Source organism: Neisseria sp. P0009.S007, assembly GCF_051962515.1.
Window position 1 is genome coordinate 11226 of the sequence record NZ_JBQCVF010000006.1, and the last position, 21593, is coordinate 32818.

Here is a 21593-nt window from a genome sequence, read left to right on the forward strand (position 1 = left end):
AGCAATCGGGATTGGCGGTATCCACTTGGTCAAAAATCACGCCTGATTGGTAAATAGCCATTTTTGGTGTGCCTGTTCGTTTTCGTATCGGTTGCAGCCGTTGTTTTCAGACGGCCTTTTATTTCAGTTCGGCAAGTTTCTTGTCAATCGCTTCTGCGGTCATAAAGCTGCACATGCTGTGGTTGTTGACCAGCATGACCGGAGCGTCGCCACATGCGCCCATGCATTCGCCTTCGACAAGGGTAAATTTGCCGTCGGGCGTGGTTTCGCCGTAGCCGATACCGAGTTTTTGTTTGAGGTATTCGCCGGTTGCCATACCGCCGCGCAGGGCGCAGGGCAGGTTGGTACAAACGGTCAGTTTGTATTTGCCGACAGGCTCAAGGTCGTACATATTGTAGAAAGTAGCGACTTCGTAGGCTTGTGCAGGCGAGATGCCGATATAGTCTGCGACAAAAGCGATGGTCTCAGGAGCAAGCCAGCCTTTTTCGGTTTGGGCAATACGCAATGCGCCCATGATGGCGGAGCGACGTTGGTCGGCAGGATATTTTGCCAACTCGATGTCAATTTGTTTTAAAGATTCTGCGGATAACATTATCGGTCAACCTCCCCGAATACGATGTCCTGCGTACCGATGATGGCAACAACGTCGGCCAGCATGTGGCCTTTTGCCATTTCGTCCATGCCTTGCAGGTGGGCGAAGCCGGGTGCGCGGATTTTCAGGCGGTAGGGTTTGTTTGCGCCGTCTGAAATGATGTAAACGCCGAACTCGCCTTTCGGATGTTCGACAGCGGTGTAGGTCTCGCCCTCGGGAACGTGCATACCCTCGGTAAAGAGTTTGAAATGGTGAATCAGGTCTTCTATACCTGTTTTCATTTCGGTACGTTTGGGCGGAGCGAATTTGTGGTTTGTGGTAATGACCGGACCCGGATTGACACGCAACCACTCGGAACATTGTTTGATGATGCGTACGGATTGACGCATTTCTTCCATACGGCAGAGGTAACGGTCGTAGCAGTCGCCGTTGACGCCGACGGGGATGTCGAAATCCATTTTGTCGTACACTTCGTAAGGTTGTGTCTTACGCACGTCCCATTCCACGCCGGAACCGCGCAACATAACGCCGGTAAAGCCTTTTTGCATGGCGCGCTCAGGAGTGACAACACCGATGCCGACGGTACGCTGTTTCCAAATACGGTTGTCGGTCAGGAGGGTTTCGAGTGTGTCGATGTTTTTCGGGAAACGCTCGCAGAAGGCGTCGATAAAGTCGAGCATGGTACCTTCGCGGGATTCGTTGAGCTGCTTCAATACTTTGGCGTTGCGGAATTTGCTGCTCTCGTATTTAGGCATGAAGTCGGGCAGGTCGCGGTAAACGCCGCCGGGACGGAAGTAGGCCGCGTGCATACGCGCGCCGGAAACGGCTTCGTACAAGTCCATCAGCTCTTCGCGGTCGCGGAAGGCGTAAAGAATGGCGGTCATCGCGCCGATGTCGAAAGCGTGCGAACCGATGCCCATTAAGTGATTGAGGATGCGCGTTACTTCGGCAAACATCACGCGAATATACTGGGCGCGGATAGGTACATCGATACCGGCAAGTTTTTCTACCGCCAAGCAATACGCCTGCTCGTTGACCATCATGGAAACGTAGTCCAAACGGTCCATATAGGGCAGGGCTTGCAGATAGGTTTTGGTTTCAGCCAGTTTTTCAGTACCGCGGTGCAGGAGGCCGATGTGCGGATCGGCACGGACGATGGTTTCGCCCTCCAACTCCAAAATCATACGCAATACGCCGTGCGCCGCAGGGTGTTGCGGGCCGAAGTTGATGGTGTAGTTTCTTAATTTATTGGCCACCGTAGTTCTCCTCACGGACGATACGCGGCGTGATCTCGCGCGGCTCAATGGTAACAGGTTGGTAAATCACGCGTTTTTGCTCTTCATCGTAACGCATTTCCACATAGCCGGAAATCGGGAAGTCTTTGCGGAACGGATGTCCGACAAAACCGTAATCGGTCAGGATGCGGCGCAAGTCCGGGTGGTTGTTGAACATGATGCCGTACATATCGAAGGCTTCGCGTTCGTACCAATCCGCGCTGTTGTAAATATCGACGACGGATTCGACTACTGGGAAGTCGTCGTCTGAAACCCAGACGCGTACGCGGATGCGTTGATTGTTTTTAACGGAAAGCAGCTGACTGACGACGGCAAAGCGTTTGCCCTGCCATACTTCGTTTTTGTAAGTGCTGTAATCGACACCGCACAAGTCAACCAGAAGCTCGAAATGCAGCTCTTCATGGTCGCGCAATGCGGTCATGACTGAAATATAGTGTTCGGGCAGACACTCGACGGTAATCTCGCCCAAAGCTGAAATGACTTTGCTTGCCTGATCGCCAAGCACGCCGACGACGGTCTCGTATAAGTTTTGAATGCTTGCCATATCGTCCTCTCCTTACTCGTCACGCGCAATGGTGGAAGTGCGCTTGATTTTTTGTTGGAGCTGAATCAGGCCGTAAATCAGGGCTTCCGCAGTCGGCGGACAACCCGGCACATAAACGTCTACCGGCACGACGCGGTCGGCACCGCGCACAACGGAATAAGAATAGTGGTAATAGCCGCCGCCGTTGGCACACGAGCCCATAGACAATACCCAGCGCGGCTCGGCGAGCTGGTCATACACGCGGCGCAGTGCAGGTGCCATTTTGTTGGTCAACGTACCTGCCACAATCATCAGGTCGGCCTGACGTGGGGACGGACGGAAAATGATGCCGAAACGGTCAAGGTCATAACGCGCCATACCCGCATGCATCATTTCCACGGCGCAGCAGGCCAAGCCGAAAGTAACCGGCCACAATGAACCGGTACGCATATAGTTCAACACCGTATCCGCGCTGGTGGTGATGAAACCTTTTTTCAAAACGCCTTCTATTCCCATTCCAGCGCACCTTTTTTCCATTCGTAAATAAAGCCTACCGTCAGAACGACGATAAACACTAGCATAGACCAAAAGCCGTACGCGCCCAAATCTTTGAACACAACTGCCCATGGCAACATGAACGCGACCTCCAAATCAAACAGGATGAAGAGGATGGCGACGAGGTAATAGCGCACGTCGAACTTCATCCTTGCGTTCTCAAAGGCTTCAAAACCGCATTCGTAAGCCGCGTCTTTTTCGGCATAGTGACGTTTCGGGCCTAAAATTGTGCCGAGCAAAATAAACAGCACGCCGGCCGCAAGGCCGACGAGGATGAATACGAGGACGGGAAAGTAACTGGCCAACATGGTCGTACCTAACTGGTTGACAGACAAATCTTAAAAATAGATTACCATTTTATCGAATTTCAAAAGCCATTTAAAGGTAAATATCAGCAAATCAGCAAAAAAACCTCAATAAATTCAATAAAGTTATGAGAACAATTCTTATTTGTATTTAATATTTCCAAATTTTAATTTCGGTTTAATTATGTATCATTTAATTTAAATTTTCCGCCTATTCAATTTATGCCCCGAATCCTCCCTCTTTCCGATTCCCAATAAAACATGAGGCCGTCTGAAATAGATTATTTTCAGACGGCCTGCGTACATCACATCCATTTAAATGGAAAAATCAATCGACACCTTTGAGCATGCGGTTCAATACCGGGGCGAGTACCAACAGGATACCACAGGTTACCGCGCCGATGGTGGCCAGCATCCAGTAGAAATCCAATGGCGACTGAGCATTGTAGTAGTCTTTAAACAACACTCCGCCCAAGGTAAAGCCGATGGACAATGCCAAGAAATTCAAAGCAACCATTTGTGTTTTGAACATGCTCGGTGCGATTTTGGTAGAAAACGACAGCGAAATCGGCGACAGCATCAGCTCGCCTATCGTAATCGCCAGCAACACCAGCATAAACACGATAATCGGCATCGGGGTTCCGGATGAAATATACGGAATAAAACTCAAATAAGAGACGCCGGTTACCAACATGGCCAGTGCAAACTTCAACGGCGTTTTAGGTTGGCGTTTGCCCATTTTCGTCCACACCGCCGCCATCACGCCGGAAAAGAGGACCACCCACATGGCCTGTATCGAATCTTTCCATGAAACAGGCACGGTAAAGCCGAAGAAAGTACGGTCCACCGTTTCGTCAAAATAAACCGTTGCAACGGTGTACACCTGAAACCAAACCGCCCAGAACATACAAATGGTCAAAAACAGCGGAATATAGGCCACAATATAGCGTTTATTGGCCGCTTCAACGTGGCTGCTGCCCAACAGGCGCGCAAAATAAGCTACGACGGTAACGATAACCACGCCCAAGAGCCAGCGGGAGAAGTTTTCAAGGGTGAGCGCGCCGGAAGCAATCACGCTGCCCAACACCAAAACCAGCAACACGCCGACAGCTATTGCAGTCTGTACCTTTTCAGGACGCAACGGATTGGGAGCCGGCGTATGCGGCAGGTTTTTACGGCCGCGCGAATACCACAACAGGCCGAATGCCATGCCGACAGCCGCCGCAGCGAAACCGTAATGGAAACCCATCCTGTCTTGCAAAATACCGGTCAACAACGGGCCTAAGAAGCCGCCGATATTGATGGAAATATAGAAAATAGAGAAACCGGCATCACGCAATTCGCGCAAGTCTTCCCGTTCATACAAAGAACCGACCATCGAACCGGCAGACGATTTCACACCGCCGCTGCCCAGCGCGATAAACACCAAGCCCAGCAGCAATCCCATCAAACCCGGTACGATCGCCAATAAAATATGGCCGGTCATCACGACGATGCCGGCGATAAACAGGGTACGCTCCGCACCCCAAATGCGGTCGGCCAACCACGCACCGAGAATGGTGGACAGGTAAACGCTGCCGCCGTACGCGCCGACAATGCCGCCGGCCAAGGCTTTATCCATACCCAAACCGCCTTGACTCGCGGTGTAATACAGATAAATCAGCAGGATGCCCTGCATACCGTAAAAGGAAAAACGCTCCCACAGCTCAATATGGAATAGGGTGGATAATTGCAAAGGATGGCCGAAGAAAGTTTTCTCGGCAGAAGACAGCTTTTGACCGGACATTTAATAAGTTCTCCTAATTATATTGGACAGGATTAGGCTTCAGACGGCCTATTGCACCTACCAATCATTTTTATAGAAACTATATATTACCGCCAATCTTTGCATTTGCAAAACATGTTTTAATATTTGCAAAATATTGTTTCTTTCAAACTGAAAAATGCCGTCTGAAATCTTTCAGACGGCATTTTATGTTTTACGGTTTATACGCCTTGTTTCAGGCTGGCTTCGATGAAGCCGTCCAAGTCGCCGTCCAATACGGCTTTGGTATTGCCGACTTCGTAGCCTGTGCGCAAGTCTTTAATGCGCGAGGAGTCCAAAACGTACGAACGGATTTGGCTGCCCCAACCCACATCGGACTTGCCGTCTTCCAATGCCTGTTTCTCTTCGTTGCGTTTGCGCATTTCCAATTCGTACAGTTTGGATTTCAACATTTCCATCGCGGCGGCTTTGTTGGCGTGTTGCGAACGGTCGTTTTGACATTGAACCACGATACCGGTCGGCTCATGGGTAATACGCACGGCGGAGTCGGTTTTGTTAATGTGCTGACCGCCTGCACCGGATGCGCGGTAAGTGTCGATACGCAAATCGGCTGGGTTGATTTCGATTTCGATGGAGTCGTCGATTTCGGGGTAAACAAACACGGATGAAAATGACGTATGGCGTTTGTTGTTCGAGTCAAACGGCGAGTAGCGCACCAAGCGGTGGACACCGGTTTCGGTACGCAGCAGGCCGTAGGCGTATTCACCTTCCACGCGGATGGTAGCGCGGTTGATACCGGCGATTTCGCCGTCGTCTTCTTCAAGGATTTCGATTTTGAAGCCTTTGCGCTCGGCGTAGCGGCTGTACATACGGAACAACATGCCTGCCCAGTCTTCCGCTTCAGTACCACCCGCGCCTGCGGTAATGTCGATAAAGCAGTTGTTCGGGTCGGCAGGCTGGTTGAACATTCGTTTGAATTCGAGGTCGGCCATTTGTTTTTCCAAACCGGCCACATCTTCCTGTACGGCGGCGAAACCTTCTTCATCGTTTTCTTCGACGGCCATTTCGATCAGCATTCGGTTGTCTTCGATGCCTGTGGCGATGTTGTCGAGCGTCAACACGATGCCTTCGAGGATTTTGCGCTCTTTGCCGATTTCTTGGGCGCGTTTGGGGTCGTTCCAGAGTTCCGGGTCTTCGGAGAGGCCGACGACTTCTTCAAGGCGGTCTTTTTTACCTTGATAGTCCATATAGACGCGGATGTCTTCGCTGCGCTTCTCCAAGTCGTTTAGGGTGTTGTTAAGCTGGTTGATTACTTCGGCTTCCATGATTCTTGTGTTCTTTCAAAATTTTAGGGGCGTATTGTAAGGGATTTGCCCGTTTTTTTCCATGACCGGGCCGTCTGAAAATGTGCGGTTTGGATTTTCAGACTGCCTCGGTTTTAAATTTTTCCATCCAAAGCCGCCAGTCGTTGTCTATCGGCGCGTTTACAGTAATCCGGCTGCCGTCTTCTATGCTTTGAAAACTGAGGCTCTGCGCGTGCAACATCAGGCGTTGCGTGCCGATATGTTCGGCAACGGCATGGTTTTGGCGCAAATCGCCGTAGTTGGTGTCGCCGACAATGGGGTGGAAAATGTGTTTCATATGGCGGCGGAGTTGGTGCTTGCGTCCGGTATGCGGCTTGAGTTCGGCCCACGAATAACGCGAGGTCGGATAACGCAGGGCGGATTGGAACGGCAACTCGGTTTGTGCCAGACAGCGGTAGGCGGTTTGCGCTTCCTGCAATGTGGCTTCGGTCTGCGCTTCAGCAATTTTGTCGGGCATATATTTGAGGGCGTAATCAATCAGGCCGTCTGAATGCAGATGACCGCGAACAATCGCCCAATAAGTTTTTTCGATGGTTTTATTTTCAAACTGCTGCGTCAATAACCGTGCGGCTTCCGTATCGAGGGCAAACAGCAAGACGCCGGAAGTCGGGCGGTCCAGGCGGTGGACGGGATAGACGTGCTGCCCGATTTGGTCGCGCAGGGTCTGCACGGCAAAACGGGTTTCATGTTTGTCTAACCAGCTTCGGTGCACCAGCATTCCGGCAGGTTTGTTGACGGCGATGGTGCGGCTGTCGCGGTGGATAATATCGAGCATGGCGGAGCAGTAAAAATAAAAGCAGATATTGTAACGGGCTTTTGAAAATGTGGCAGGTACACTTGCCGCCGAAACCTAACTTTCAGACGGCCCGCTCCTTTCGGGTTACAATACTGCACATAAAAACACGAAGGAAAAGCCGTGAGCCTGCTCAAAAAACTGCCCAAACCCATGCTGCCCGACGAAACCCGCCGCGATATTCAGGCGCGCGAGTCGTATCATGTTTTGAAGATTATTTCTGAATTTGTCGAAGCCGGCGAAGAGTTACGCGCCATTCAGCCAGCCGTCAGCATTTACGGCAGCGCGCGTACGCCTGAAAACCATCCCGACTACGAATTCACATTACGCTTGGCACGTAAACTGTCGGATGCCGGATTTTCCGTGATTTCCGGCGGCGGACCGGGCATTATGGAAGCGGCCAACAAAGGCGCGTTTGCAGGCGCAAGTCCGGCGGTGGGGCTGAATATCGTGTTGCCGCACGAGCAAAAAGCCAATCCGTATCAGGATTTGTCGATTAAATTCCAACACTTCTTCCCACGCAAAGTCATGTTCGTCAAACACGCCGTGGCGTATGTCGTCATGCCCGGCGGTTTCGGCACGTTGGACGAATTGTTTGAAAGCCTGACTTTGGTGCAAACCGGCAAAACGCCCGACCGCCCGATTATCTTAGTGGGCAAAGCATTTTGGGCGGGTTTGTTGGACTGGATACGCGAGCAGTTGCTGGGCAGAAACCTGATTTTGGAAGAGGATTTGAACCTGATCCGAGTCATCGACGACGAAGACGAGATTATCGAAGAAATCTTCGCCCATTACGAAAACCGCTTGGAAGACTTGTCCGAACACCAAAATGCTTGGTCGCTGGGACTGTAAACAACTAAAAGGTTTCAACTAAAAAAGGGCGGTTATCCCACCTACCCTTTGCTTCATTAATAAAGGCCGTCTGAAAATGTTTTCAGACGGCCTTTTATCTTCTTTCAAAGCGTTTAATTGTTTTCCCACTCGACATGCTCACTCAAGAAGCCGCCGCTTTGGTGCGCCCAAAGTTTGGCATACAGGCCTTGTTTCTCGAGCAACTCGGTGTGGCTGCCTTCTTCGATGATGCGGCCTTTGTCCAAGACGATGAGGCGGTCCATCGCAGCGATGGTGGAGAGGCGGTGGGCGATGGCAATCACGGTTTTGCCTTCCATCATTTTGTCGAGGCTTTCTTGGATGGCGGCTTCGACTTCGGAGTCAAGCGCGCTGGTGGCTTCGTCAAGCAATAGAATCGGCGCGTCTTTAAGCATAACGCGGGCGATGGCGATGCGTTGGCGTTGGCCGCCGGAAAGTTTCACGCCGCGTTCGCCAACGTGCGCATCATAGCCGCGTCGGCCTTTGGCATCGCTTAAGTTAGGAATAAAACCGGTGGCCTCGGCGCGTTCGGCGGCAGAAATCATTTCGGCTTCGGTCGCATCGGGACGACCGTAGATAATGTTGTCGCGCACGGAGCGGTGCAGCAGGGAGGTATCTTGCGTCACCAAACCGATTTGGGCGCGCAGACTTTCTTGGGTAACGCTGTCCACGTTTTGGCCGTCGATCGAAATCGTGCCGCTTTGCGGTTCGTAAAAGCGCAGGAGCAGGTTGACGATGGTGGATTTGCCCGCGCCGCTGCGGCCGATCAAGCCGACTTTTTCGCCGGGTTTGATGTTCAGATTAAAGCCGTTGAGGAGCGGTTTGCCTGCTTCGTAGGAGAAATCGACGTGATCAAACTTGATTTCGCCTCGGGTGACTTTAAGCGGCAGGGCTTGCGGTTTGTCGAGGATGGTGTGGGGTTTGGACAGGGTAGCCATGCCGTCGTTGACGGTACCGATGTTTTCAAACAATCGGGCGGATTCCCACATGATGTATTGCGACAAACCGTTCACACGCAATGCCATGGCCGTGGCGGTGGCTACCGCGCCTACGCCGACTTGGCCGTGATACCAAAGCCAAATACCCAAGGCGGTCGTACCGACGGTCAGCGAGCTGTTGACGATAAAACTGCAGGTATGCAGCAGCGTTGCCAAACGCATTTGGGCATGGACGGTTACCATAAACTCTTCCATCGACTGCTTGGCATAAGCGGCCTCGCGTGCGCCGTGGGAGAAGAGTTTGACAGTAGCGATATTGGAATAGGCGTCGGTAATGCGGCCGGTCATCAACGAGCGCGCATCAGCTTGGCGTGCAGCGGTTTTGCCGAGTTTGGGAATCAGGAAGCGCATAATCATCGCGAATCCAATCATCCAGCAGATAAACGGCACGATAAGCCAGGCATCGAATGAGGACAGAATCACGCCGGAAGTGATGAAGTACACCAGCACATACACAACCATATCGGCGACGGTCATCACGACATCGCGCAGCGCCAGCGCGGTTTGCATCACTTTGGCGGACACGCGTCCTGCAAATTCGTCCTGATAAAAGCCCAGGCTTTGACCCAGCATCAGGCGGTGGAAATTCCAGCGCAGGCGCATGGGGAACACGCCTTGCAGGGTTTGCAGGCGCACACTGGACGCGAAAAAGGTCCAAACGGCAAAAAATGCCACCATGGCCATCATGCCGATTAAAGCATGGCCTTTTTCAACAAAAAGCGTTTGCGGCGTATAAGTGCCGAGCCAGTCGACCACCTTGCCCATAAATTGGAACATCAAGGCTTCCATGATGCCGACACCGACCGTAAATACGGCCAACACGGCAATCCATTTGCGCACGCCTTCAATGTTGCTCCAAATAAACCGCCACAACCCTTTTTCTGGCGTTTTCGGCGCGGCTTCTGGATAAGGGTCGATGCGGGACTCGAACCATGAGAATATTTTTTTAATCATTGTTTTTACAAATGTGATAAGACGGTCAGGCCGTCTGAAAAGAGGTGTTCAAATACATTCAAGACTGTATTTTACGGGAAAAATCCGACTGATGACAGCGGATACCGTCAGTCCGATCAAACCAATCTATCGGCTTGACCATCTAAAAATCCATTTTCTTTGCATAAAACAAAGGCCGTCTGAAAGTTTTCAGACGGCCTTTGCTGAATTTAGGTTGCCCTTAAAAATCACTCTTTACGTTGACGGCCCAAATCGGCAGCGGCAGTAAACAAAACGTCGGTGGAAGAGTTCAACGCAGTTTCTGCAGAGTCTTGAATCACGCCGATGATGAAGCCGACGGCAACCACCTGCATGGCCACATCGTTATCGATACCGAACAGGCTGCACGCCAAAGGAATCAGCAGCAACGAGCCACCGGCCACACCGGATGCACCGCACGCGCTGACAGTTGCCACCAGGCTCAGCAGCAGGGCAGTGGCGAAGTCAACCGTAATGCCTTGCGTGTACGCCGCAGCCATCGCCAAAACGGTAATGGTGATTGCCGCACCGGCCATATTGATGGTCGCACCCAATGGAATGGAGATGGAGTAAGTGTCTTCGTGCAAACCCAGTTTTTTCGCCAATGCCATATTCACAGGGATATTGGCGGCGGAAGAACGGGTAAAGAAGGCATACACGCCACTTTCACGCAGGCAGGTAAACACCAGCGGGAAAGGGTTGCGGCGGATTTGCGTCCACACAATAATCGGGTTGACCACCAAAGCGATAAACAGCATACAGCCGAGCAATACGGCCAACAGCTGCATATAACCGGCAAGCGCTTCAAAACCGGTTTCCGCAATGGTAGAAGACACCAAGCCGAAAATACCCAGCGGCGCAAAACGGATAATCCATTTCACAACGGTCGAAACGGTATCGGCCAAATCGGCCGCCACTTGGCGGGTCGTATCCGAACCGTGATGGCGCAAAGCCGCGCCCAATACCAAAGCCCAAGCCAAAATGCCGATATAGTTGGCATTGGCCAGCGCGTTAATCGGGTTGGCCACCAAATTCATCAGCAGCGTTTTCAACACTTCGATAATGCCGGAAGGCGGCGCAACGGACACATCGCCGGCCGTACGCAGAATCAGCGTGGTCGGGAATGCCATGCTGGCGACAACCGCCACCACAGCGGCTGCAAACGTACCAAAAATATACAAAATCAAAATCGGTTTGATGTGGGCCTGATTGCCTTTTTGGTGTTGCGCAATGGCAGCAGTCACCAAAACAAATACCAAAATCGGCGCGATAGCCTTAAGCGCACCGACAAACAGGCTGCCCAGCAGTCCTGCGCTGATACCGACTTGCGGCGCAACTGCGCCCACAAGAATACCTAAAACCAAGCCGATGGCGATTTGTACCACCAGGCTGACGCTGTTGATCGCGTTTAAAAGCGGATTGCCACTTGCCATATCCGTTCCTTCAATTTAAAGATATGTTAAAAAAGTCTTACATTCTAAAATAAAAAATCATTTGTCGGCGAGGTTTTCATGCACACCTCACAAAAACAGCATTAAAGTTTAGCATTTATGACACAGTTGGCACTTTATACCAAAAATACAGTCAAACCCGCTCAAACCCTACTTTAAAGTATGCCCATACCGTTGCTTTACTTCTCTATATCTTGCTTTCAGACGGCCTGAAATCTGCGCCATAAGGCCGAATACAAAGGCAACTTCATCAATCAAAATACAAAAACATAAATATTACAATCAGATAGAAACAAACCAAAATCCGCCCTTACGTTACATTTTGCAACATTATCGCGCTAAATTTCCGTTTATAACCATAGCCTGAAACCTTGCAGAAATAATGTTAAAATCCCCAAACTGAAGAATTGTCGCTGTCGAACACACATCATGACCAAACTGACCTACCCTGTTTTATTTGCATCATTGGCGCTCGCCTACGGACACGCGTTGGCAGTAGATACTTCCGTTCCCAAAGCGGAAGACTACGAGGCTATTCCCGAATCCGAAATGCCCAAGCAGCCCAAAGACGACCAAACAGGCAAACTCAAGCCCAAATTTCCCGTCAAAATCGACACCCAAGACAGCGAAGTCAAAGAAATGCTTGAAGAATACCTGCCGCTGATTACCCAGCAGCAGGACGAAGAGCTGGACAAAGAGCAGGTCGGCTTCCTTGCCGAAGAGGCGCCCGACAACGTCAAAACCATGCTCCGAACCAAAGGCTACTTCAACAGCAACGTCAATATTCAAGACCACGGCGAAAGCTACACCGTCAACGTCACCCCCGGCCCGCGCACCAAAATCGACAACGTCAGCGTGGCCATCCTCGGCGACGTATTGAATGACGACAACTTGGCCGAATACTACCAAAATGCGATGGAAAACTGGCAACAGCCCGTTGGCGAAAACTTCGACCAAGACGGCTGGAGTGCAAGTAAAACCTCCGTCCTCAGCGCGGTAACACGCAAAAAATACCCTTTGGCGAAACTCACTACCACCCAAGCCACCATCAATCCCAATACCCAAAAAGCCGATTTGAACGTCATCGTAGAGAGCAACCGCCCCATTTACTTTGGCGAGTTCCAAATTACCGGCACACGCCGCTACCCTGAGAGCGTGGTTTCCGGCATGGCGCGCTTCCAACCCGGTTCGCCTTACGACTTAGACAAAATCCTCGACCTGCAACAGGCGCTCGAGCAAAACGGCCACTATTCCGGCGCGTCCGTACAAGCCGACTTCGATCAACTGCAAGGCGACCGCGTTCCCGTCAAAATCAACGTGACCGAAGTCAAACGCCACAAACTGGAAACCGGTATCCGCTACGACTCCGAATACGGAATCGGCGGCCGCATCGCCTACGACTATTACAACCTCTTTAACAAAGGCTACATCGGTTCCATCGTTTGGGACATGGACAAATACGAAACCACGCTGGCCGCCGGTATCAGCCAACCGCGCAACAACCGCGGCAACTACTGGACCAGCAACGTTTCCTACAACCGCTCGACCACGCAAAACCTTGAAAAACGCGCCCTGTCCAGCGGCATTTGGTATGTCCGCGACCGCAACAATATCGATGCCCGCTTCGGCCTCGAATTCATTACCGAAGACCGCAAGGTCCCCGACACCAGCTACGATTTAGGCCGAAGCCATGCCACCATGCTGACCGCTTCATGGAAACGGCAAAGCATCGAAACCGAGCTGCATCCTCAAAACGGCTACTACCTCGACGGCAAAATCGGCTCGACCTTGGGCAAATTCCTCTCCTCCACCCAAATGGCACGCGCTACGGCACGCGCAGGCTATTTCTTCACACCTGAAAACAAAAAAATCGGTACATTCATCGTACGCGGACAGGCAGGCTACGTTTATGCCCGCGAAGGCGAAGAAGTGCCGTCCAGCCTGATGTTCCGCACCGGTGGCGCAACTTCTGTACGCGGTTACGAACTCGACAGCATCGGCTTGACCGGCCCCAACGGCTCCGTCCTGCCGCAACGCGCCTTGGTGGTCGGCAGCCTCGAATATCAATTCCCGGTCACCAAAAGCTTCTCCGGCGCCATCTTCCACGATGTCGGCGATGCGACAAGCAACTTCAAACACATGACCTTAAAACACGGTACCGGTTTGGGCGTGCGCTGGTTTAGCCCGGTTGCGCCGTTCTCCTTCGACATTGCCTACGGCCACCACGACAAAAAAATCCGCTGGCACATCAGCTTGGGCACAAGGTTTTAACAAACATACTCACCATCCATTCTTTCAGACGGCCTAAGTCATTCCAGGCCGTCTGAACAACAGACAAACAGAAAAATATCATGACCGATACTGCAAACACTTCCACGCCGTCTGAACAACAGCCCGCCCCGCCAAAGCGCAAAAAACGCCTGTTGCGCGGCTTTGTCCTGTCCGCCTTGGGCGTATTGACCGTTTCCGCCGGCGCGATCGGCTGGCTGGTCGGTACGGAATCGGGTTTGCGTTTCGGTTTGTACAAAATCCCGTCATGGTTCGGCGTCAAAATCTCTTCGGACACACTGAAAGGCACGCTGATTGAAGGTTTTGAAGGCGACAAATGGTTGATTGAAACAGACGGTGCGGACATCAAAATCAGCAGCTTCCGTTTTGATTGGAAACCGTCCGAGCTGTTCCGTCCGTCTTTGCATATTACCGAAGTCGTGGCCGGCGACATCGCCATCGTGACCAAGCGCACGCCGCCCAAAGAAGAAGAGCCGTCAAAAGGCCTGCCCGACAGCATAGACTTGCCCGTTACCGCCTATCTCGACCGTTTGGAAACCGGCAAAATCAGCGTGGGCAAGCGTTTTGACAAGCAGACCGTCTATCTCGACCATCTGCACGCGGCCTATCATTACGACAAAAAAGAACACCGCCTCCACATCAAAACCGCCGATACGCCCTGGAGCAGCTCGACAGGCGCGGTGGTGCTCGGTTTGAACAAACCTTACGTCCTCAATACCGCCATCTACACCAAAGGCCAGCTTGAGGGCGAAACCATACACGGCACGGTGCGCCTGTGGGGCAGCCTGCAAGACGTGTACACCGACCTGCTGCTCGACGGCGACAACGTTCATTTGTCTGCCCAATCCACCATCCACCCATTCGCCGACAGCCTCAACGAAACCGTCGGCGAAATCCTGGTTAAAGGTTCCAACATCAATCCGCAGGCCTTCCTGCCCACCCTGCCCAAAGCACGTCTGAATTTCGATGCCACCACCATTCCGTCCTTTACAGACGGCGTTGCACTGGAAGGCTCGATTGACTTGGAAAACGACCAAGCCGGTTTTGCCGATGAAAACCATATCCCCGTCAAACGCATCCTCGGCGAATTCATCGTCGACGACAAAGGCACGGTCAAAATCGAAGACATCGGCGTCGGCCTGCTCAAAGACGGCAGCATTGATGTATCCGGCTCTATCGACACCGCCCAAGACCAGCTCAAACTCGCACTGGGCATCAACAATACCGGCGCGGACGACTTTGTCCGTCAAAACATCGCAGGCCGTCTGAATGGCAGCATCGACGTCAAAGGCGAAACCTCCTCCCCCGTCGTCAACTGGAATCTCGACAGCGGATTTGCGCGCACAGACGGCATGCTGTTTTTCCAAACCGACAAACAGCTCGGCCAGCGCACACTCAAGCTCGACAAAGTCCGTCTGGTTCCGCAAAACGGCGGCGAACTCAACGCCAAAGGCTCGCTCGAACTCTTCAAAGACCGCAAACTGCAACTGGACATCGTCAGCAAAGCCTTCAACCCTGCGCGCATCGATCCGCAGCTTCCGCAAGGCAGCGTCAACGGCAACATCAACTTGACCGGCATACTGGCGCAAGAAAAATTCGCTGGCAAAATGCAGTTTGCACCGAGTACGCTCAACGGCGTTCCGCTCAGCGGCAAAGCCGACGTCGCCTATGAAAACAAACACCTCTCGCGCGCCCTGACCGACCTGACCCTCGGCAGCAACGTCATCAAAACCAACGGCAGCTTCGGCAAAAAAGGCGACCGCCTCAACCTCAACATTACCGCCCCCGATTTGTCGCGTTTCGGCTTCGGCTTGGGCGGCCTGCTCAACGCGCACGGCTACATCTCCGGCAGTTTTTCAGACGGCCTCAAAACCCTTGAAGCCGATTTGAACGGCGAAGCGCGCAACTTCAAAGTCGCTGATGCCGTCAACATTCGCACCCTCGACTTCAAGCTCAAAGGTTCGCCCGACACCAACCGTCCGTTGAGTGCCGACATCAAAGGCGAACACATCGCCGTCTCCGGCGGCGCGGCCATGATCGACAACGTCAACCTGCTCATCAGCGGCACAGGCTCGCACCACCACATCCGCGGCAACAGCAACATGGCGGTGGACAACAAACGCTATAAGCTCGACCTCGACGCCGCCGGCGGCCTCAACAAAGACCAAACCCAATGGAAAGGCACGGTCGACACGCTCGACATCAGCGGCGCATTCAACCTCAAACTGCAAAACCGCCTCAACCTCGAAGCCGGCAGCGAACGCGTCTCCCTCAGCAGTGCACGCTGGGCGGCCATGGGCGGCAGCCTCAACCTGCAAAATTTCGTTTGGGACAAAAAAGCCGGCATTACCAGCAAAGGCAGCGCGCAAAATCTGCACATTACCGAATTGCACAACTTCTATACCCCGCCCATCGAACACAACCTCGTCTTGGGCGGTGACTGGGATTTGGCGTACAGTCAAAACGCGCGCGGCTTCCTCAACATCAGCCGTCAAAGCGGCGACATCATCCTGCCGAGCAAAGACCCGAAAAACAAACAGCCTTTGGGACTTTCCGCGCTCGCCCTGCGCACCCGTTTCCAAAACGGCCGCATCGACAGCACGCTGGAAGGCAACACCCGCTTCGGCAAAGTTGACGGCACGCTCGGCATCGCCCAACAGTTCGGCAACAACATCAACAACGCCCCCGTCAGCGGCAAGGTCAATATCAGCGTTCCCGATTTGGGCTCGCTCAAATTCTTTATGCCGGCCACAGCCCAAGGCATTGCAGGCCGTCTGAACGCGACCGCCACCATCGGCGGCCGACTCGGTTCGCCTACCGTCAACAGCAACCTCGACCTCCAAACCAATTACGGCCGGGCCGACGGTACCGTCAACATCGGTCAGGGCAGCAGCTTCGACACCGCCCCCCTGAGCGGCAAACTCAACCTGAACGTCGCCAACCTCGAAGTCTTCCGCAACTTCCTGCCCGTCGGCCAAACCCTCAAAGGCCGTCTGAACGCCGCCGTCAGCTTGGCAGGCCGTCTGAATGATCCGCAACTGAGCGGCCTGATTAACGGCGACAACCTCTATTACCGCCATCAAACCCAAGGCCTGATTCTCGACAACGGCGTATTGCGTTCGCGCCTGCAGGGTCAAAAATGGGTAATCGACAGCCTCAAATTCCACCGTGGCGGCACGATTGAGCTCAAAGGCGCGGTCAACCTTGCCAACGCCAACCCCGATGTCGACGTGGACATCGTCTTCGACAAATACCGCACCCTCTCGCGTCCAAACCGCCAACTGCAGCTCTCCGGCGCGGCCAAAGTCCTCTACAATCCGGAAAAAGGCGTCTCGCTCAACGGCACGCTCAACACCGACTACGGCAGGTTTGGTTCGCAAAAATCCTCCATGCCGACCCTCGATGACGACGTGGTTGTACTGGGCGAAACCAAAAAAGAAGCAACGGCCACCACGCCGATTAATCTGAACCTTGTCTTGAACATCAACGACAATGTCCGCTTTGTCGGCTACGGCGCAGACGTTACCATCGGCGGCAAACTAACCATCACGTCCCGCCCGGGCGAAGCCGTCCAAGGCGTCGGCACTGTGCGCGTTGTCAAAGGCCGTTACAAAGCCTACGGCCAAGACCTCGACATCACCAAAGGCGCGGTTTCCTTCGTCGGCCCACTGACCGATCCGAACCTCAACATCCGTGCCGAACGCCGCCTCTCCCCAGTCGGCGCAGGTGTCGAAGTTCTCGGCAGCCTCACCAATCCGCGCGTAACCCTAGTTGCCAAAGAAGCCATGAGCGAAAAAGACAAACTCTCCTGGCTCATCCTCAACCGTGCCAGCAGCGGCAGCGACGGCGACAACGCCACACTCTCCGCCGCCGCCAGCGCATTGCTTGCCGGTCAAGTCAACGACCGCATCGGCCTTGTCGATGATTTGGGCTTTACCAGCAAACGCAGCCGCAACGCCCAAACCGGCGAGCTCAACCCTGCCGAACAAGTCCTGACCGTCGGCAAACAGCTCACCAACAACCTCTACGTAGGTTACGAATATGGCATCTCCAGCGCCGAACAATCCGTCAAACTCGTGTACCAACTGACCCGCGCCATCCAAGCCATTGCCCGCATCGGCACACGCTCATCCGGCGGCGAATTGAAATACACCATCCGCTTTGACAACTGGTTCGGCAAAGACGAACCCGAGCCGGAAGAACAACACTAAAAGCCGTGAAAAAGGCCGTCTGAAATTCATCTTTCAGACGGCCTTTATCTTGTTCTACCGTATTAGAATCTTTCTCCCATGCCTCAAAAGACAAAGGCCAACGGCGCAAGTTTGAAAATAAAGGCAACTAAAAAAGTGAGCGGCCAGCCACGGCTTATTCAAGATTAGCGATAAATCAAGCGGACACAAAAAGGCCGTCTGAAACGGACAGGGGTAGGTTTCAGACGGCCTTTTTTGAATCATCGAAACATCTTATGCATGGCGTTGCTGATTAATGCGAGCTGTTTCTTATATTCGCGGCAACGGGGACAGAGCGACAGGTGCACGGCAAGGGCAATGCGGTTAAAAAGACTGAGACGCACTTGGTCTTGCTGTTTGGAAATCAGATCGGTTATTTTGCGGCATTTTTTCATGGCATTTTCCTGTCAGACATGGGAGAACCATTTGATTTGCAAACACTGGCGCAAAGTTTCACGAGCGCGGTGCATGATGGTGTGGTAGTTGGCATGGCTGATGCCGCATTGCTCGCGGATTTCATCGCTTGAAAAACCGAGAATCTCTTTCATGGTAAACACGCGGGCGGTGTTTTCCGGCAGATGGTAGAGGCAGGTCTGCAAAACTTGATAGAACTCTTTATTGTTCAAACTGGCTTCGGGCGAGTCCCAACCCTGAGGCTGTCCTTCGTCCGTCCAATGCCCGTCAGCGGCAAAATGTCCTTCAAAGGCTTCATCCAAAGCTTCTTCGTCGCGCGTGACGAAAACTTGGCGTTGCCGCCCGATTTGGCGCAGGCAGTCGGTAATTTTGTTTTTTAAGATTGCAAACAGCCAGCTGCTCACTTGGGCGCCGCCTTTAAAACCCTCGGCCGCGCGGTAGGCGGAAAGCATGGTTTCCTGTACGAGGTCTTCCGCCAAATCGGGGCGGTCGGGCAGCTGGATATGGGCAAAGCGCAGCAACAGTTTGCGAGATTCGGCAAGCTCGGCATCGGTCAGTTCGGGTAGGGCCATAATGTATCAGTATGAAAGGAATGATCAATATGCTTCTGATTTTACGCTGATACGGCAAGAGCATGCGATTGAATCTATAAACGATTTCAGTAGTATTTTTGTTTCGCCGAAACCGACTGCGCCCGTTTCAGACGGCCTTGATTTATGCCGCAACCAAAATGCCCTGTTCCAGCCAATCCGTCCATTTTTGCCTTAATGCGTCCTGCCAAGCGTTTTCAGACGGCATGAACTCTGCCAGCATGGTTTGCAGGCCGTTTAGGGAAGTGGGCGTCTCTGCCAGCGTTTCCAGCAATAAGGCGTCGAAATCGTCGAGCGTTTGATACATCACGTCGTCTTCCTTATCACGCCACACCAAAACAGCAGTTTCCGCCTCCTGCAATTCGTCCGTCACGTCATACTGATAACGGCGCACAAAGGCGGCGGGAGAAAGGGTGTGCGCCAAATCGTCTGAATCGGCATAGGTTGTTCGGCTGTCGGTCTGAGCGGTTTCGGCAAGCAGCTGGGTATGTTCAAAGTCCATCAATGCCAAGAGGTCGTCTGAAAGCGGCAGGCTTTGGCAATATTGGAGGAACTCGCCGGGAATTTCTTGAAAATAGGGCGTTTGGGGGCGCGCATCGCGGACGAAACCTTCTTTCAGACGGCCCCATTCTTCGCTGTCAAAATATTGCAGCGTTTCGGTATAGCAGCGGTCGATAAAGCTGTGAATATTGTTGCGTATCAGGCGGATATAGACGTTTAAGCGGTCTTGCGGCAATCCGTCTGCGGCTTCGCCTTCGCGTATGGCTTGGGCAAATCGGTGTTGGTATTGAGCGGAGGTTTCAGGCTGCACGGCGGTATTCCTTTCCGGCACGCGTTTGATAGTCGGCGATTTTGGCGACCTCGGCTTCGAGTTCGCCAAAAGGCGGAAAATTGAAATCGCGTTCCAACAGAGTAGGCGGAATCGTCGGCAGCTTGGCATAGGCCAGTTCGAGCAAATCCCAAACGGTCGGCAATACCGCCGCGCCGTGGGTATCAATCAACAATTCCGGCGTTTCCACATCATGTCCGGCAATATGGATATAGCACACGCGCCCTGCATCCACATTTTCCAAAAAGGCTTCAGGCGACAACAGGCCGTGATTGACGGCGTTGACGTAAATATTGTTTACATCCAAATGAATGCCGCAGTCGGCTTCACGGGCAACCGCGTTGAGGAACTCAACTTCGTTCATCTCGGCAAGCGGAGAATGCAGGTAGTAGGACGTGTTTTCTACGGCAATACGGCAGCCCAACCGGTCTTGCACTTCGCGGATACGGCGCGCGGTATGTTGCACCATTTCTTCAGTGAAAGGCAGTGGCAACAAATCGTAAAGATGACCACCATCATGGCAGTAGCTCAAATGATCGGAGAAAAACGTGCAATCATAACGGCGCATCATTTCTTTGATTCCGTCTATCAAGGCGGTATCCAACGGGGCTTGTCCGCCCAGCGACATGGATAATCCGTGCAACGCCAGCGGCAGCCGTTCCGCCACGCGGTCAAACTGTTTGCGCGCCCTGCCGCCCATTTTCAGCCAATTTTCGGGGGCGGCTTCGATAAAGCGTATCGGGCTGTCGTCTGAAAGCGAGAGGAAGTCTTCCGCCAAGTCGCGGCGGTAGCCCAAGCCTGCGTGTTGAATCATAGTGATGTCCTGTTATGGTGCCGTATGAACGACAAAGTCGCATTTTCGTTTATAAAATGCGACTTTGTTAAAGGTATGTTGCAGGATTATTTAGAACCGCATTTACCTTCGCCGCATTTGCCTTCTACTACTTTGGCAGCTTTGGCTTTAGATGCTTTGCCTTTTTTGGCGTGTGCTTTTTTCATGGCTGCGCCGCAAGAACCTTCACCGGCTTTGGCAGCGGCGCCGCAAGTACCTTCGGCAGCTTTAACAGTTTTCTCAACGGCCACGTCGCTGGCGGCTTTATCAGCGGCAACAACACCGGCAGCCAAAGACAGGGACAGTGCACCGGCCAAAGCAGCAGCTACATTTTTTTTCATTTCAACTTCCTTTTTAAAATATGGGTTTTAAAACAAATCAAGGGATAATATCGGGCATTTAAAGTCGGCCCGCGACCATTAATCCTTAAAGATAATCCTTAAAGAAAATGCTTGATGCGGCAACAGCGTTTCTTCAGCAGTGCATCCAAAGACAGACGGCCTGCGCCCTGCAATAGGACAGGAAATAAAACCACCAAATAAATCAGTGCCATTTTATAACCGTTGTCGCACACATTGTAACCCAAGCCGGCATGTACCGCAGACCATGCGACAACCGTTACAACCATCAATCCCAGCGCAGACAGCCGCGTTGCCAAGCCGACGATGAGCAGCGCAGGCAAAACCAGTTCCGCCCACATGGCCAAATTCCAGTTGACCGTATCCGGAAACAAATTGAACGGAAAGGGAAATTGACTGTTTATTTCTGCAAACCAGTTTTCCCCGTTCCATTTTTCCAAGCCGGATTCAAGAAATTCATACGCGGCAAAAAGCCTGAGTGCCAACAAACCGAAAGCAGCCTGCCAAGAGGGGTTGGATGAGGTGTTCATTTATTTTCCTAATCGATGTGTGTCGAATGGGATGGGAC

Annotated in this window: 19 protein-coding genes; 3 read left to right on the forward strand and 16 right to left on the reverse strand. The window is 52.7% G+C overall.

Annotated features, from left to right (window positions below; all coding sequences use genetic code 11):
• Positions 1 to 118: 118 nt before the first annotated feature.
• The 8 genes from nuoE to truC form a co-directional block, all read right to left on the reverse strand.
• Entirely contained in the window at positions 119 to 592 is a 474-nt protein-coding gene (gene nuoE / locus ACTHS3_RS01735; protein ID WP_004519138.1) for an NADH-quinone oxidoreductase subunit NuoE, read from the reverse strand.
• Positions 592 to 1848, reverse strand: a complete 1257-nt coding sequence (gene nuoD, locus ACTHS3_RS01740; RefSeq protein WP_004519139.1) for an NADH dehydrogenase (quinone) subunit D — start codon at positions 1846 to 1848, stop codon at positions 592 to 594. The genes nuoE and nuoD overlap by 1 nt, the downstream gene beginning before the upstream one ends.
• Positions 1838 to 2431 carry an NADH-quinone oxidoreductase subunit C gene (locus ACTHS3_RS01745; RefSeq protein ID WP_002216335.1) on the reverse strand — a complete coding sequence of 198 codons (594 nt, stop codon included), beginning with the start codon at positions 2429 to 2431 and terminating at the stop codon, positions 1838 to 1840. Before ACTHS3_RS01745 ends, nuoD begins: the two co-directional genes overlap by 11 nt.
• A gap of 12 nt (positions 2432 to 2443) precedes the next feature.
• A complete protein-coding gene (locus ACTHS3_RS01750; RefSeq protein ID WP_002215610.1) occupies positions 2444 to 2926 on the reverse strand; it encodes a NuoB/complex I 20 kDa subunit family protein in 483 nt (160 codons plus the stop codon).
• Positions 2917 to 3273 (reverse strand): NADH-quinone oxidoreductase subunit A, encoded by a 357-nt coding sequence (locus tag ACTHS3_RS01755; RefSeq protein WP_003686600.1) that lies wholly within the window; start codon positions 3271 to 3273, stop codon positions 2917 to 2919. The genes ACTHS3_RS01750 and ACTHS3_RS01755 overlap by 10 nt, the downstream gene beginning before the upstream one ends.
• Positions 3274 to 3598: 325 nt before the next feature.
• Positions 3599 to 5056, reverse strand: coding sequence for an oligopeptide:H+ symporter (locus ACTHS3_RS01760; RefSeq protein WP_070624904.1), 1458 nt, complete (start codon positions 5054 to 5056; stop codon positions 3599 to 3601).
• A gap of 200 nt (positions 5057 to 5256) precedes the next feature.
• Positions 5257 to 6360, reverse strand: a complete 1104-nt coding sequence (prfB, locus tag ACTHS3_RS01765; RefSeq protein ID WP_070624902.1) for a peptide chain release factor 2 — start codon at positions 6358 to 6360, stop codon at positions 5257 to 5259.
• 97 nt (positions 6361 to 6457) lie between these two features.
• Positions 6458 to 7174, reverse strand: coding sequence for a tRNA pseudouridine(65) synthase TruC (gene truC, locus ACTHS3_RS01770; RefSeq protein WP_070624900.1), 717 nt, complete (start codon positions 7172 to 7174; stop codon positions 6458 to 6460).
• Positions 7175 to 7315: 141 nt separating this feature from the next.
• On the opposite strand from truC, the gene ACTHS3_RS01775 reads away from it, so the two are divergent.
• Positions 7316 to 8044, forward strand: a complete 729-nt coding sequence (locus ACTHS3_RS01775) for a TIGR00730 family Rossman fold protein (RefSeq protein WP_003686578.1) — start codon at positions 7316 to 7318, stop codon at positions 8042 to 8044.
• A 113-nt stretch (positions 8045 to 8157) separates the two neighbouring features.
• Here the strand turns inward: ACTHS3_RS01775 and ACTHS3_RS01780 are convergent, their stop codons facing one another.
• Positions 8158 to 10014, reverse strand: coding sequence for an ABC transporter ATP-binding protein (locus tag ACTHS3_RS01780; protein ID WP_004519144.1), 1857 nt, complete (start codon positions 10012 to 10014; stop codon positions 8158 to 8160).
• Between the two features lie 227 nt (positions 10015 to 10241).
• Positions 10242 to 11465, reverse strand: a complete 1224-nt coding sequence (gene sstT / locus ACTHS3_RS01785) for a serine/threonine transporter SstT (protein ID WP_004519145.1) — start codon at positions 11463 to 11465, stop codon at positions 10242 to 10244.
• A gap of 447 nt (positions 11466 to 11912) precedes the next feature.
• Between sstT and ACTHS3_RS01790 the strand changes: the two genes are divergently transcribed.
• Both ACTHS3_RS01790 and ACTHS3_RS01795 read left to right on the forward strand, forming a co-directional pair.
• Positions 11913 to 13754 carry an autotransporter assembly complex protein TamA gene (locus tag ACTHS3_RS01790; RefSeq protein ID WP_070624898.1) on the forward strand — a complete coding sequence of 614 codons (1842 nt, stop codon included), beginning with the start codon at positions 11913 to 11915 and terminating at the stop codon, positions 13752 to 13754.
• Between the two features lie 80 nt (positions 13755 to 13834).
• Entirely contained in the window at positions 13835 to 17983 is a 4149-nt protein-coding gene (locus ACTHS3_RS01795) for a translocation/assembly module TamB domain-containing protein (RefSeq protein ID WP_070624896.1), read from the forward strand.
• Positions 17984 to 18222: 239 nt separating this feature from the next.
• Here the strand turns inward: ACTHS3_RS01795 and ACTHS3_RS01800 are convergent, their stop codons facing one another.
• The 6 genes from ACTHS3_RS01800 to ACTHS3_RS01825 form a co-directional block, all read right to left on the reverse strand.
• Positions 18223 to 18396, reverse strand: a complete 174-nt coding sequence (locus ACTHS3_RS01800) for a hypothetical protein (protein ID WP_003747841.1) — start codon at positions 18394 to 18396, stop codon at positions 18223 to 18225.
• Between the two features lie 12 nt (positions 18397 to 18408).
• Complete coding sequence (locus ACTHS3_RS01805; RefSeq protein WP_070837220.1) at positions 18409 to 18987, reverse strand: sigma-70 family RNA polymerase sigma factor; 579 nt, start codon at positions 18985 to 18987, stop codon at positions 18409 to 18411.
• A gap of 142 nt (positions 18988 to 19129) precedes the next feature.
• Positions 19130 to 19816 (reverse strand): HvfC family RiPP maturation protein, encoded by a 687-nt coding sequence (locus ACTHS3_RS01810; RefSeq protein WP_440366968.1) that lies wholly within the window; start codon positions 19814 to 19816, stop codon positions 19130 to 19132.
• Positions 19806 to 20648, reverse strand: a complete 843-nt coding sequence (locus tag ACTHS3_RS01815; RefSeq protein WP_440366970.1) for an HvfB family MNIO-type RiPP peptide maturase — start codon at positions 20646 to 20648, stop codon at positions 19806 to 19808. Before ACTHS3_RS01815 ends, ACTHS3_RS01810 begins: the two co-directional genes overlap by 11 nt.
• An 86-nt stretch (positions 20649 to 20734) precedes the next feature.
• Entirely contained in the window at positions 20735 to 21007 is a 273-nt protein-coding gene (locus ACTHS3_RS01820) for a hypothetical protein (protein ID WP_049333024.1), read from the reverse strand.
• A gap of 98 nt (positions 21008 to 21105) precedes the next feature.
• On the reverse strand, positions 21106 to 21555 hold the full coding sequence (locus tag ACTHS3_RS01825) for an HvfX family Cu-binding RiPP maturation protein (protein ID WP_070624891.1): 450 nt from the start codon (positions 21553 to 21555) through the stop codon (positions 21106 to 21108).
• Positions 21556 to 21593 lie beyond the last annotated feature (38 nt).